Below are 12,629 nucleotides of genomic sequence, written 5' to 3'. Positions count from 1 at the left end.
GATGTGTACCCCCACAGCGGACTTTCACCACCTAGATAGTTGCCATGCCTGGCACACAAGAAAAAGCTGCCTTAAAGGCAGCTCCGATTTAAACTAACGCAGTGTTCTTTCACAAACGTTTTTCCTGATCAATGTCAAAGCCATTGATTCTCAAAGTTATCTCACCTTCTCGCTTCCCAGTTTCTTCACCCACCCAACAGCAATACAATTCAAAAAAAGTCTTCAAGATGACTAATCATAATATGTGTCAGACCCCATCATTAGTTTTAACTCATGACTTTCAACAATGGGGCGAGAATATCCAGTCGTTGCTACTTGTATCATTGCTTTTCCCAATTCTTCTGATGTAATGATACTGCTTAACGTATCATCAAAATGTTGGTGGTACCTGCCGAATGCTTGACTGTTCGGTTTGAGCTTTCCAATCTTCTTGACGGAACTCTTTTTCCCACTTCGAAACCACAATACAAGCGAGAACATGTCCAGGAGTATTACAAGCTGTACGTGCCATATCCAGCACACGGTCAATGCCTGCTATAATTGCGACGCCTTCTGCAGGAAGCCCTACTGCTGAGGCGGTAGCTAAAAGGACAACTAGCGAACCGGATGGAACAGCAGCAATTCCTTTTGAGGTTGCAACAAGAACCCCCATTACAATCAACTGTTGGCCAAAATCCATTGGGATGCCATATGCCTGTGCTAGGAAAATAGAGCAAACAGAAAGGTACAATGTCGAACCATCACAATTCAGTGATAGCCCAGAAGGAATAACGAATGAAACAACACGTTTCGAACAACCGTAAGCTTCCATTCGATCCATTAACTGAGGCAGAATGGTTTCCGTACTTGTTGTAGAAAAAGCGATAAGGAACAAATCCCATACCATTCGAAACACTTTAAAGTAAGAAATCTTCAAGAACCAAGCAATTATTGGAAACAGAACGAAAATTACAATAGCAAGCCCAAGATACACAACCCCAATCAACTTTGCCATAGGGATTAAAAGGGCAATACCATACTGACCTACAGAGGCTGCCATGAGAGAGAGTACACCAATCGGAGCGGTTACCATGACCATTTGTGTCAGTTTAAACATGATATTTGCAACTGATTCCATAAACTTCATTGCCGGCTCTGACTTTTTGCCAATTGCTCCAGCAGCTGCACCAAATAAAATAGCGAAGAATATAACAGCTAATAAATCACTTTTTGCCATCGCATCAACAATGTTGCTTGGAATGATGTTAACAAGCATCGTTTTAAAATCGACAACTTTGGTAACGCTTTCATTTAATTGTGTGATATCCTTTTGAGCGAGGTGGGACAAATTAAGCCCAGCACCAGGCTTTAGAATGTTAACAAGTAAAAGACCTATACCTAGAATCAGAGTGGTAATAAATTCAAACCATATAATTGTTTTAAGTCCTAATGAACCCATTTTTTTCATGTTTCCGTCGCCCGATGACCCAATGACAATGGTTGTGAAAACAATAGGTACAACAATCATTTTAATAAGATGAATAAAAGCGTCGCCAATTGGTCTTAAGGATTGGCCAAGTTCAGGAAAAAAATGTCCGATAAGTGCTCCAATAAACAATGCAATTAAAACTTGAAAAGCAAAAAACTTTTTCATAGGTTGTCCTCCCTGAACGAAAGATTAATAGCCTCATCACACAATATGTCAATAAATAGATCATTCCTTTCTCATTTGACTATTGAAAGAGAAAGAAGAAATAGCTTTTAAAAATCGTTTCTGTATATTCCATATATAACCTCCCTTTAAAAATATTTGTAAATATAAAAAAACTGTATCACCTATTCGCGATTCAGTAAAATACTGAATTACTATAAAGTTATAAGAATAAATTATTAATCCCGTTTACATTTTTAATTGTTCCTTAATCAGCTAACGCACCCGTTCGTATAAGGTCAGCCAGAAAATATTTCTGGTTGACCATTTTTTATATGGTTTTATTATAACGGTAGCCGGGGCAAAACGTACCTGCTCGTGGGATAAACCCCGTCAACTAAACAGTTTGCCCCTGCTTGTAGAAACATGATTAGGCTGGTTGGGACGTAGATCTCATATAACTAGCGAAGCTGTGACACTACAAGGAGAAATAGGGTAACCGGCAATCCACTAGATTAGGAGGAGATTTAGAATTTATATAAATACGCTTGTTTGCTACCGAATTTGATTAAATTCTTCAAGATGTAAAACCAAAAATACTTTATGTTTACTAAATGAGAGTAGAAGATTTATCTTCATTTAATATGGCTTAATGGAAATAGGGTGCATGCATGATTTACACTGATTTTGGATATGTTTCGGAAACTTGAATGTATAAAAGCGAGTCTAAGATGCCATCATCAATCTTTAGTTTATACTCCCAGTTTGACTGAATCTGCTGGGACGAATCTTTTTAATTCGCCAACAATTTTTCTTCATTTGACCCAAGCTTGATCGTGTATTCAGTCGGTATCCATAAGCCTGTATTCTCATTTCTTCCTTGGAGAACATTTTTCGGGTTGTTTTTGCCCATACGTTCTGCAGCTGTTTTCGAAAGCTTGCCGATATCACCTGTTTTGAGGCGGTTGATAATTAAACCTAGTTTCAAACTCTTAATTGTCAGCATTTCATAATCTGTACTGCTGTCTCCAGCTACGAATATCGGACCGTATCCGCCCCGCGTTTTGGAGATGGCGTGTTCGATCACTTCCACCTTACCTTCTCGAGCAGTGATCGGCCAATTGTCTTCATATTCTGCTTGAGTAATTCCTTCCTTCTTTTTTAATCTCATCCCAAAGACATTTTCCTTTGGAAGGTTGTAGCCGTATTTTGGATTTGACGTAAATACCTCCACCACCTCTTCCATCGAAGCCGAAATAACATAAACGTCAATTCCATTCTCCATAAAAGTATGCATTAAGTTTGCGATTTCCGAGGCCAGACGCAGTCCTGTTGTATAGGTAACTTCAACTGTACCGGCTTTTCCTAACATGGACCCAGGACTTATAAGCGTCACCGATGCCATTCCCGCCCCTAAGTTATAATCATTTGAAGCCTCTGCAAGCTGCTGAACTTCTTCAGTCGACATGTTCGCAAATAAATAAAGCACCCATGGATATCCGATTTCAACACCGTATGTTTCCCCAATGGCTTCATACAGAAAGTACATTTTCGCTTTAAAATCTTTAAATCGATCAGTTGAATGTAGCGTTTCTAACCGCTCTTTTCCATTCATCCCATTATAGTTGGAATAAAGAAATTCGTAATCGCGTTTCAGATCCACGGCGATTTGCTTGAGAGTGACTGCATCTCCCTGAAGGTTTTTAAACTCGTGTGAAAAGGGTCCATTCGGCACGTTCTTTTTGATCACTTCATAAAACTCTTCCGGTTGCATGTTATATGCCAAGTGATCAATTTGATAAAGAAAGAGGGCCTCCTCCGTATCATTCATGATGCTCGTATGATCCCAATCAAAAACAACATAAGGTTTTCGATTTGGATCGTATGCTGTACTTCCAGCACCATGCTTATCAATTAGGTTTTGAATAGACTTATAGGTGTCAGGAGCCCATTTTCCTTTATCCAACACTTGAATACAGTGGCCCTCCCTCTTTTGCTCATTCGAAACTGCATTTCCGCTTGCAGCCGCTCCTAAGGAAGCAGACAAAAACAAGCAAATAATGATCATGCCAAATAGAGCCTTTAATTTGGTTCTATTATTCATATTATCCCCCCCTGAAAAATGCAAAAGACGCCTGCCCAATAGCTCGTTATTAGCTATTGAAACAGGCGCCATTGCCGATTGATTCTTTTATGCGTAAATATTATCAATAATTTCCAGAATAGTCAAATATTTATTTGTAATTCTTAACATTTTCTATAAAATCCTCTCTAATAAGACCCCTACCTTCTCTGCCATTTCCTCCGGTGGATAAGGCATCCCATTTTTTAACCACCATTCCACTACACCTACATAAGCATTTGCCACAAATTCGACAACTACATCTTCACTTTGACCAAAATTTTTTCCTTTTGTTATATCCACGTCTTTTTTGAACTCTTCGATATTATGCTGAACAAACCGGCTGCGAAAGTACGGAGCTCCCTCACTTGCCAACATCGTCGAAAAAAATAAATAATTACGTTCAAGATATTCCATGCAGTGTACAGTCGATTCAATCCAATCCATTTCAGCTTCCGATTCACAAAGGTTAACCATGTTATTGATATGTTCTTCTATGATTTTATCCAACAGATCAAATTTATCCAAGTAATGGAGATAAACAGTTGCACGGTTAATATTTGCCCTGTCAGAAATATCCTGAATGGTCATGCTATCAAAATTTTTTCAGACATCAATTCAAGAAATGCTTTCTTAATTGCTTCTTGAGTTCTTACAATTCTTCTATCCACTTTTGCCATATTAACACCATACTTTCCTTGAGATGGTCAACAATTTTTATTGATTTGTTGTTTAAACAACAAAACTGATTAAATTAACGATTTATATGCCTTGTTTTGTTTAAATTTATATTTTAAATTATAGACAGATGTCGAGAAAACATCAATTGTAGTTTTATTTTACATGAAAGGATGAAACGAAATGACAATTGAAAACAAAGTGGTTGTAATTACAGGCGCAAGTTCGGGTATTGGGGAAGCAACAGCTAAGCTGTTAGCTGAAAAAGGTGCAAAAGTTGTACTTGGCGCAAGACGTGAAGAGCGTTTAGCAAAATTAGCAGAAGAAATTAGATCGAACGGTGGTCAAGTGGCTTATCGCGTCACAGATGTCGTTAACCCAGTTGATAGTCAGCAGCTTGTTCAACTAGCTAAAGACACTTTTGGCGGTGTTGATGTAATCTTCTTGAACGCTGGACTAATGCCTAATTCACCACTTTCCGAATTAAAAACTGACGAGTGGAACAGCATGGTAGACGTTAATATTAAAGGTGTATTGAATGGTATCGCAGCAGTATTGCCAATATTTACTTTCCAAAAGTCTGGACATGTCATCACTACGTCATCAGTAGCTGGGCTTAAAGCATACCCAGGCGGTGCTGTTTATGGAGCAACAAAGTGGGCTGTTCGTGATTTAATGGAAGTTTTACGTATGGAATCTGCCCAAGAAGGTACTAACATCCGCACAGCAACTATTTATCCAGCTGCGATCAACACGGAATTGCTGGATACGATTACTGATAAGAATATTTCGGAAGGTATGACTGCGCTGTACGAACAATATGGTATTGCACCTGATCGAGTTGCCAATATTGTGGCATTCGCTATTGATCAGCCAGAAGATACGAACATTAATGAGTTTACAATTGGACCAACAAGTCAACCTTGGTAATAATAAAAGGAAGATAAAACTAAGAGATATTCATTTTCTAAAATTTAGGCTGTCGAGAAAATCTTGACAGCCTTTCAATTTCTTCTCGGAATGTTTACAGGCTTTAACTGGAGAAATCTCCTCTGCTCAAAATTATTATCCGAAAAATGGAGGAATTAACATGTCAAAGGATACGAAAGTTGCACTTGTCACAGGCGGAAATAGAGGAATTGGATATGAATTGGTCAAACAATTAGCTTTGATAGGTTTTAAGGTTATTTTGTCAAGTCGGAATCCGGAGATGGGTCATGAAGCGATACAACAACTTAGGGAGTCAAATCTGGACGTTTCGTTTGTGTCGATAGATGTCAATAATCAAGAAAGCATCCGTCAAGCAGCGGTAACAATAAATGAGAAGTATGGAAGATTAGACGTATTGATTAATAATGCTGGCGTGTATCTGGATGAGAATAAACAATTATTGAATATGGATCCATCAATTTTAGAGAATACAATGGCAACCAATTTCTTTGGAGTTTACCATATGATCCGTTCCTTTATTCCCCTCATGGAAAAACAAGGCTATGGGAGAATCATCAATGTTTCCTCAGAATATGGGGCAATGAGCGAAATGTCATATCCAGGAGTAGGGGCTTATAAAATGTCCAAATTTGCCCTGAATGGATTGACACAATTAATAGCTGTAGAAATCAAATCTGATATCAAAATAAATGCGGTCGACCCGGGATGGGTAAGTACAGATATGGGGGGACCATCTGCTCCAAGAACTCCTGAGCAAGCTGCTGAATCTATCCTTTGGTTAGCTACTACTGGAGCTGAAGGACCTAACGGGGGATTCTTCAAAGATGGAAAACGAATCGATTGGTAGCAATACTTCATGAGCAAATTATTTGGTGTTAAAGCTGGTTCCATGAAACCATCTTTTGCAATTGTTATTGCTTTAGAACCAATTAAAGAAAAAATCCGGTTTTCCTTTGCCTAACTAGGATAACCGGATTTTTCTATAATTTGGTGAAGAAATATACCTAAACTAAACTGTCCCGTTCGTGCCATATGAAAAATGCTGCCTCAGCAACCTGCCTTATTGAAGTAAAGCACTTTAGTTGAAGTATTTTGCGAGTATTATTTCATAGACTGTAGATATGCTGGTTTATTAACTTTCAATCGAGATTTTTTTCATAAATCGTTTTTAATTTATTTTCCGTAGCTGTTCCCTCTACTGGTGTATAGATACTGCATCTTAGGTCCATGTCCCCCTGGACTTGGAGAGAAGTTAAATTAAACAGCATCTTACCGGCTTTGGCATGTCTAAATTCAATCATCATTTCTGGAGCTTTACTCACTTGACTTTCTTGCCATAAAGATTGAAATTCCGGATGAGAATCACTCATTTCTTTTATAAATAGGTTATACCACTCATCACCTAAGTAGTGACCATAATAGGCACGAAAAATGGAAAGAAATCCTTTAACAAAATGCTCCCAATTCACAGCTAATGATTTTAATTCTTTTCTTGTAAATAATAGATGGATCAAATTTCTTTGATCATCAGGAAGTTGTTCAAAATCTAGAAATACGTGAGCGGCAGCATTGTTCCAGCCTACAATATGACAATGTCGATCTGTAATGATAGTAGGGCAATACGTTAACTCCGCTAAAATTCTTTCCAAAGAAGGACTAAGTTTTGGCTGATCCTTCTTTCGATGAATAATGGATGATTTCACTTCTAAAGCTAAATCATATAGATACTCTCGTTCATCATTATTTAATTGCAGAGCTGTAGATATGCAATCCAATACGCTTGTAGAGACCTTTATATCCCGACCTTGCTCTAGCCACGTATACCAAGTAGTACTAACTCCCGCCAAATGTGCAACTTCTTCTCTTCGTAAGCCAGGTGTTCTTCTCCGGGTACCAGCAGGTATACCTATAGATTCAGGCTTAATTTGGGATCGCTTCGTTTTCAAAAATGTAGACAAAGCTTCAAGTCTGGTTTTATCATTCATTTCTAAACCCTCCATCATAACCATTTAACCGGGTAGTTATTATACCAGGATAAACGCTCACTTGTAATAGGATAACCCTGAAGTATAATACGAGTATACTATTCATTTGGGGTGATGAAAAATGGAAAGAGTCGTTATTACCGGAATGGGAGTAGTCTCTCCTATTGGAAACAACGTAGAAAAATTTTGGAGAAATCTGACTGAAGGTAAGTCAGGCATTTCCTCTATTGATACATTTGATGTGAGCAACCATAAAGCAAAAATTGCTGGAATTATTCGTGATTTTAATGCAGATGATACTTTAGGAAAAAATGAAGCCCGACGTCTAGATCGCTTTGCCCAATTTGCTTTGGCTGCTGCTGAACAAGCTTGGACTGATTCTAAATTAAATATTGATGATATCAATCTAGAAAGACTTGGCGTATATGTTGGTTCGGGGATAGGAGGAATTGAAACATTGATTGAAAATGTGGATACTCTTCGAGAGAAAGGTCCAAGAAGAGTCAGTCCAACCCTGGTACCAGCCATGATTTCTAATGCTGCCGCAGCCCAAATTAGTATTAAATGGAACGCAATGGGACCTACTATGTCACCTGTTTCAGCTTGTGCAATCGGAAATACCGCTATTGGTGAAGCATTCAGGCTTATTCGCTTTGGAGAAGCTGATGCCGTTTTTGCTGGAGGAGCAGAGGCAGCTATTACAGATTTATCACTAGCTAGTTTTGGTAATGCTACAGCATTATCAACGAGAAACGATAATCCAGCTAAAGCTAGCCGCCCTTTTGATGTAAATCGAGATGGATTTGTCATGTCAGAAGGAGCAGGAATTTTAATCTTGGAATCTTTATCTCACGCTTTACGCAGAGATGCAAAGATTTATGCTGAAGTCATAGGGTATGGTGCAAGTTCTGATGCCTATCATATGGTAGCTACACACCCAGAAGGAAAAGGAGCCTACCTTGCAATGAAAATGGCTTTGAAAAACGCAAATATTTCTCCAGAAGAGATTGATGTTATTAGCGCACATGCAACAAGTACAGAAGTGGGAGATCTATCTGAGACACTAGCGATTAAAAAGCTATTTGAATCAAAAGCTTATCAAATCCCAATAACAGCTAATAAATCTATGCTAGGTCATATGTTAGGAGCAGCTGGAGGCGTGGAAGCAATTGCTTTGGCAAAAAGTTTAAAGGAAGGAATTATTCCTCCAACCATCAACTTAGAAAAGCCTGATTCATTATGTGATTTGGATTATGTACCCGGTGTTGCTCGTAAAGTGGAAATAAGTACTGGGCTATCCAATTCATTTGGTTTTGGAGGTCATAATGCAGCTATCGTTTTAAAAAAATACGAGTGAATTAACTTTCACTCGTATCAGACTGTAGACAAACTCAATGAAAATCGAGTTTGTCTACATTTTTTTTTGGCTTGTACAAATTTGGACGTTGATTTCCACTTCAGGCACTCGCTTTCCGCGGGCGGTCCGGGAGCCTCCTCGGCTTTCGCCTGCGGGGTCTCCCCTAGACGCGCTTTTCCCGCAGGAGTCTCGTACCTTCCGTTCCAATCAACTATGTTTAAAATTTTAGATAGAACTCCTTTTGCCTACAGTCTTTTTTGTTTTAAAATAGAACTATTAAAACTTGAGGTGATGAGGATGCTTTCGAAACATAATTCTATTCAGCGAGATCAACTTGAAATGATTACTTTAGATCAACTGGTGCCAGCGAATCATTTGGTTCGTAAAATTGAGGCTTCCATTGACTTCACTTTCATTTATGACTTAGTGAAAGATATGTATTCAAGGTAGGACGCCCAAGTATTGATCCAGTTATTTTAGTTAAACTAACATTCATTCAATATACCTTCGGTATTCGTTCCATGCGTAAAACGATTGAAGAAGTGGAAACCAATATGGCTTACCGTTGGTTCTTAGGCTATGGTTTCCATGATAAAGTACCTCCTACTCCACGTTCGGGAAAAATTATGAGCGACGCTTTAAAGATACAGACCTGTTTGAACAGATATTCTATCGCATCTTAATGACAGCCGCTGATAGGAAGTTAATAAGTGCTGAACACGTATTTGTCGATTCCACACATGTGAAAGATGAACGAACAAAACAGTTTGCCTATTCATTCCATGCGGCCGCAGACCGCAACGGTTTTGTATTGGGAACGATTGTAACACCTGGTAATACACATGACAGTCATATTTTGGAGCCACTTGTTGAGCAAGTGATTGAGAAAGTTGGAAAACCAGAAGCAGATGCAGCTTGTAAAACACCAGCGATTACAAGCTACCTATTTAACAAAGAAATCACACCTGCTTTACCCTATACACGTCCTCGTACAAAAGAAGGATTCTTTCGCAAACATGACTATGTTTACGATGAACACTTTGATTGTTACCTTTACCCTTCGGGAGAAACTTTAAAGTACTCAACAAGAAATAAAGAGGGCTATCGCGAGTACAAATCGCCAAAACAAATTTGTGCAACATGCTCATTTTTATCACAGTGTACAGAAAGCAAAGACCATCAAAAAGTAGTGACACGGCATATCTGGCAAGCATATGTGGAAGAAGCAGATCATCTGCGTCATCATCAAGATGTAAAACCTATATATGCGAAACGCAAAGAAACGATTGAGCGTGTATTCGCAGATGCAAAAGAAAAGCATGGTATGCGTTGGACTACTTTAAGGGGACTTAAAAAATTGTCGATGCAAGCGATGCTTACTTTCGCTGCCATTAATTTAAAGAAGATGGCCACTTGGACATGGCAAGGTCCTACAATGGCATAACATAGTCGCTCGAAGAGCCCAAATCTCTTATCCTTTGGTCAAAATTTCAAGGGAATTTTAAAAGGGGTTCGGAATTTTTTAATTCCGAACCCCTTTTGTCTACAAACTGATACGAGTAAATTAACTTTCACTCGTATTCTTTTCAATTATAATTAAAGTCCTCAATAATACCTTTAGTTAGTGACCGTGTTGGGTCTTATTGGAAATTAACTTCGAAAAAGCCTTTTTTTCTTCGATTAAGGCTTTTTTCTTATTCATAAAGCAATATTTTTTGAAATACCTTTTAGCTCTACTAACTAATTTAGTAAACAAAACAGTTAGAATTCCTTGTCCACAAGTTTTCTGAAGTAAAACATATTAGTTATATAAGCCTTTTTCAACTCTTATTGGTATTGCACCACAAGCAATAATTCTTTATCATCAATATAAACAAGGCTAAATTTTTCTTCGATTAAGAAAATGACAAAAAAGATCTAGTGCCAATGACTAGATTCTCTTTTTAATATCTTCCCTTATTGATTCAATGATAGTACCTGATAAGTTTGCTGGAAGAGATGATCCATCCTCAAAAACCCATGCATTAATTATTTCAAGATCTTCTTTTTTTAAAGTAATGCTATAATCTTTATCATTGTGAGTAAAGTCAGCTGTAACGGATTCTTCACCATTAAACTCGTCATCAATAATCATATTTTTTATTTCATATGGCTTCACGATGTAATCTCCTTTTTAACATTCTTGTATATAGAATTAACCTTATAGCATTGTTTATTCATTTTTTTCACGCCAAATCAAAAAACAAGGGGCTACTTTCAGAAGATGATAGCATGTCGTACCATTAACTTTGTTGTTATCACCAAGGAAGTTATGTACGTATAGTTGAACATTCATATTCTCTCTCCTTCCCTTCTTCATTTTTCAGATAATAATAATTTCCCCAAAAGGATATAACCAGAAAAACCTTATGATAAAAATTTTCTAAATATAGGAGGATTAAGGGGGAATTCGGAGCTTAAAAGGAAGCAAGTTGCCTTTTAAATGTCCTCTTCCTGGCTTCCTATAAAAACAACAATAAAACAAGCATTAGTTACTGATTAAAGTAAGTAACGCTTGTTTACTAATTCATACTCAAGAACTGATTAGTGGGCCATTTTTTATTTTATAACATTCCCTAATTATTTTTAGGATTCCCCATCCCCATTATCAAAAAATGAATCAAATCCCCCATCAAATTCCTCTGTTGCTTCTTCAAACATCTCCTCCATATCAAATCCTTCCATCATCTCAGTGAATAACATAGTCCCTAAAACACCCACTGCTAATCCACCAACCATTCCAGGTATAGCGTTTCCCATTTGGGAAGAGCGACCATGAGTATGGTTTGCGGAATAAGAGAACGTCCGTGTAAAAGCATGAGGCTGTTCAATAGCTTCCGATATATAATTTCCAAGTAGCTTATGAAGATCGTCTTCTTGCTCAGGAACTTCTCGATTTAAAAGAAACTCTCGTTTCGCTTCAATTTCCTTGTAGCCGCTTTTACAGTCAACCTCCGTCCAGACCCGGATACCTGATTCTTCATTGGCAAACCGCATTTCCACTTCATTTACTTGTCCCATGAATTGTTGAGTGGGAAAGAAAGTAAATTCCTGTCCATATTGATCGATTTTACCTGAGTCAGCTGTCTCGCGAAATCCTAATTGAGCCATTGCATTAAAAATGGATGTGATGGATTCCTGGGATTGGATGACTAGCCGATCTACATCTTTGCGGTCGACCCCGCCCTCGATATCAAGATGTGTATCCAGATAGTATGAGACAGTTCCCCTTGAAATAGGTAAATTCGCAGGTAGGACGTAATGAAAAGGAATGACCTTACGTTCTTTGGGCTGAATACAATCTCGATTAATTAATGGTATATGGGCAACTTCCTTAGTAACGCTTCCTTGGTTTAATACCACATTCATCATCAGCCGGACAGTCACTTGATTGATTTTCTGTTCCACCTCACCGCCTTGAATGACTATCTGCCCTTGAATGCTTTCTCCAGCTTGATAATTATGATTGTCACATTGTAAATCTACAGTTGCAGCTCCTTTTCCTAAGCTGGCTAAGATTTTTTTAAACATACGTCCTCTTCCCTTCGTCAAACCTATATTAGAATTTATATGTATATTGGGGCGTAATTAGAAAGAACAGGAAATCCATTTGTTTTTTATGAGATTTCTAAATTATCCCTGATAGTATTACGTCAAAAAATGAAAATAGTTTCAAATAATTTGCCGCAGTAAGTGATCTTCCTTTGATAATGGAGTTCGTCGTCTTTTATGTTGCTGTTTATGGATTATTAAATTAAAAGGCTGTTTTCACATACTTTGTTGCTATTTAACCAGGTAGTGAGTTGTGGTTGATTTCCCCTCCAGATGCTCGCTTTCCGCGGGGCGGGCGGTGAGCCTCCTCGGCGT

The 12,629-nt window shown here is 38.1% G+C and carries 7 protein-coding genes and 3 pseudogenes; 4 read left to right on the top strand and 6 right to left on the bottom strand.

Annotated elements, in window-relative coordinates; genetic code table 11:
- Positions 1-370: 370 nt before the first annotated feature.
- From AC3WLU_RS26275 to AC3WLU_RS26265, 3 genes and pseudogenes are all read right to left on the bottom strand, one after another.
- Positions 371-1,633, bottom strand: coding sequence for a dicarboxylate/amino acid:cation symporter (locus AC3WLU_RS26275; protein ID WP_364284472.1), 1,263 nt, complete (start codon positions 1,631-1,633; stop codon positions 371-373).
- A gap of 790 nt (positions 1,634-2,423) precedes the next feature.
- Complete coding sequence (locus AC3WLU_RS26270) at positions 2,424-3,734, bottom strand: HAD family hydrolase (protein WP_492598182.1); 1,311 nt, start codon at positions 3,732-3,734, stop codon at positions 2,424-2,426.
- Between the two features lie 153 nt (positions 3,735-3,887).
- Positions 3,888-4,432, bottom strand: a pseudogene (locus AC3WLU_RS26265) (TetR-like C-terminal domain-containing protein).
- Between the two features lie 181 nt (positions 4,433-4,613).
- On the opposite strand from AC3WLU_RS26265, the gene AC3WLU_RS26260 reads away from it, so the two are divergent.
- Entirely contained in the window at positions 4,614-5,360 is a 747-nt protein-coding gene (locus AC3WLU_RS26260) for an SDR family oxidoreductase (RefSeq protein WP_492598181.1), read from the top strand.
- A gap of 160 nt (positions 5,361-5,520) precedes the next feature.
- Positions 5,521-6,228: an SDR family oxidoreductase gene (locus tag AC3WLU_RS26255; RefSeq protein WP_492598180.1), complete on the top strand. Its 708-nt coding sequence runs from the start codon at positions 5,521-5,523 to the stop codon at positions 6,226-6,228.
- 285 nt (positions 6,229-6,513) lie between these two features.
- Here the strand turns inward: AC3WLU_RS26255 and AC3WLU_RS26250 are convergent.
- Positions 6,514-7,366, bottom strand: a pseudogene (locus AC3WLU_RS26250) (helix-turn-helix transcriptional regulator).
- A 121-nt stretch (positions 7,367-7,487) separates the two neighbouring features.
- Between AC3WLU_RS26250 and fabF the strand changes: the two are divergent.
- Together fabF and AC3WLU_RS26240 are read left to right on the top strand one after the other, a co-directional pair.
- Complete coding sequence (gene fabF / locus AC3WLU_RS26245; protein ID WP_492598179.1) at positions 7,488-8,723, top strand: beta-ketoacyl-ACP synthase II; 1,236 nt, start codon at positions 7,488-7,490, stop codon at positions 8,721-8,723.
- Positions 8,724-9,020: 297 nt separating this feature from the next.
- Positions 9,021-10,167: pseudogene (locus AC3WLU_RS26240) on the top strand (transposase).
- A 486-nt stretch (positions 10,168-10,653) separates the two neighbouring features.
- Here the strand turns inward: AC3WLU_RS26240 and AC3WLU_RS26235 are convergent.
- Both AC3WLU_RS26235 and AC3WLU_RS26230 read right to left on the bottom strand, forming a co-directional pair.
- Positions 10,654-10,881: a hypothetical protein gene (locus AC3WLU_RS26235; RefSeq protein WP_202316435.1), complete on the bottom strand. Its 228-nt coding sequence runs from the start codon at positions 10,879-10,881 to the stop codon at positions 10,654-10,656.
- Between the two features lie 467 nt (positions 10,882-11,348).
- Complete coding sequence (locus tag AC3WLU_RS26230) at positions 11,349-12,293, bottom strand: sporulation protein (protein WP_492598178.1); 945 nt, start codon at positions 12,291-12,293, stop codon at positions 11,349-11,351.
- Between the last annotated feature and the right edge of the window lie 336 nt (positions 12,294-12,629).

It is taken from the genome of Peribacillus sp. FW305-BF15 (assembly GCF_058783805.1).
The sequence above is the reverse complement of the archived record's forward strand: the minus strand, read 5'-3'. Positions and strand labels throughout refer to the sequence as shown.